Genomic DNA, 1,796 nt, shown 5'->3' with positions numbered 1-1,796 from the left:
GCCGTGGGCGCCGCCCGTCCCCTGGCCGCCGCTGCCGGCGCACCGACAACCGCGCCCACGGGCGCAACGAGAATCTCCGCATGAGCGCTGCTCCCGCCACCTCCCCTCCGATCGCCAGCATGCCGTCGCGCGCGGCGCAGTTCTATGCGCTGACCAAGCCGCGCGTGGTCCAGCTGATCGTTTTCTGCGCCTTCATCGGCATGGTGCTGGCCGTGCCCGGCATGCCCAGCGGCGCGCAGTGGGCGCACATGGCCGTGGCCTGTGCGGGCATCTGGCTCGTGGCGGGTGCCGCCGCGGCATTCAACTGCATCGTGGAGCAGGGCATCGACGCGAAGATGAAGCGCACCGCCTGGCGGCCCACCGCCAAGGGCGAGCTGTCCAACACGCAGACGCTGCTGTTCTCGGCGGCGCTGTGCGCGGCGGGTTCATTGGTGCTCTACCGGTGGGTCAACCCGCTCACCATGTGGCTCACCTTCGCCACCTTCGTCGGCTACGCGGTGGTGTACACGGTGATCCTCAAGCCGCTCACGCCGCAGAACATCGTGATCGGCGGCGCCTCGGGCGCCATGCCGCCGGTGCTGGGCTGGTCGGCCATGACGGGCGACGTGGCGCCCGAGGCGCTCATCCTGTTCCTCATCATCTTCCTGTGGACGCCGCCGCATTTCTGGGCCCTGGCGCTGTACCGCGTGGAGGACTACCGCAAGTCGGGCCTGCCCATGCTGCCCGTCACGCACGGCAACGAGTTCACGCGACTGCAGGTGTTCCTGTACACGCTGATCCTCTTCGCGGGCTGCCTCATGCCCTTCGTGTACGGCATGAGTTCCTGGATCTACCTGGCCGCCGCCGTGGTGCTCAGCCTGGGCTTTTGCGCCTATGGCTTTCGGCTGTGGCGCCGCTACTCGGATGCGCTCGCCCGCGAGACCTTCCGCTTTTCCCTCATCCACCTGAGCCTGCTGTTCGCCGCGCTGCTGGTGGACCACTACGTGCTGTGATCGCCATGAACAAACGCATTGCTCTTAAAAAAATCGCTGCCAGCGCTTTGCTGGTCAGCGCTGGTGGCCTGTTGGCGGCTTGCTCCAAGAAGGGCCCGGAGTTCAAGGGCGTGGACATCACCGGCGCCGACTATGCGAAGGACCTGCCCCTGCCCGACCAGAACGGCCAGCCGCGCCACCTCAAGGACTTCGCGGGCAAGGTCGTGGTGGTGTTCTTCGGCTACACCCAGTGCCCCGATGTGTGCCCCACGTCCATGGTGGAACTGGCGGAGGTCAAGCGCTCGCTGGGCGCCGACGGCGACCGGCTCCAGGGCATCTTCGTCACCGTGGACCCGGAGCGCGACACGCCCGAGGTGCTCAAGGCCTACATGGCCAACTTCGACCCCACTTTCCTCGCGCTGCGTGGCAGCCCCGAGCAACTGGCCGCCGTGGCCAAGGACTTCAAGATCTACTACAAGAAGGTCGACGGCAAGACGCCCACCAGCTACACCATGGACCACTCGGCCGGCAGCTACGTGTACGACCCCGCCGGCCGCCTGCGCGTGTACAACCGCTACGGCAGCGGTGCGCAGGCGCTGGCCGCCGATGTGCGGGCCCTGCTGAACGAGGGCTGAGGCGGCGGCCCGGCCGCATCGGCGTGCTTCACCACCGCCGCTGCGCACCAGGCAGCACCGGCCACCGGGCCCGACACCGGTTCTGCCACTGCCGCGGGCCAGGGCCGCGAGGCGGGGCCGCACGATGGCGCAGTGCCAGCGGTCATGCCGGACCAGACCGCCCGTCTGGGCGATGTGGCGCGAGCCCCCG

The 1,796-nt window shown here is 68.7% G+C and carries 2 protein-coding genes; both read left to right on the top strand.

Annotated elements, in window-relative coordinates; genetic code table 11:
* Nucleotides 1-80 precede the first annotated feature (80 nt).
* Nucleotides 81-992 carry a heme o synthase gene (gene cyoE / locus AC27IQ_RS23740; RefSeq protein WP_284408102.1) on the top strand — a complete coding sequence of 304 codons (912 nt, stop codon included), beginning with the start codon at nt 81-83 and terminating at the stop codon, nt 990-992.
* A gap of 5 nt (nt 993-997) precedes the next feature.
* On the top strand, nt 998-1,606 hold the full coding sequence (locus tag AC27IQ_RS23735; protein ID WP_487091028.1) for an SCO family protein: 609 nt from the start codon (nt 998-1,000) through the stop codon (nt 1,604-1,606).
* Nucleotides 1,607-1,796: the final 190 nt, after the last annotated feature.

Source organism: Acidovorax sp. KPB24-07 (assembly GCF_057543315.1).
Note: the sequence above shows the minus strand (reverse complement) of the source record. Positions and strands in the feature narration are given on the sequence as shown.

Coding starts and splice junctions, on each gene's coding strand:
- cyoE (WP_284408102.1), top strand. CDS start 81: ATGAGCGCTGCTCCCGCCACCTCCCCTCCGATCGCCAGCATGCCGTCG.
- AC27IQ_RS23735 (WP_487091028.1), top strand. CDS start 998: ATGAACAAACGCATTGCTCTTAAAAAAATCGCTGCCAGCGCTTTGCTG.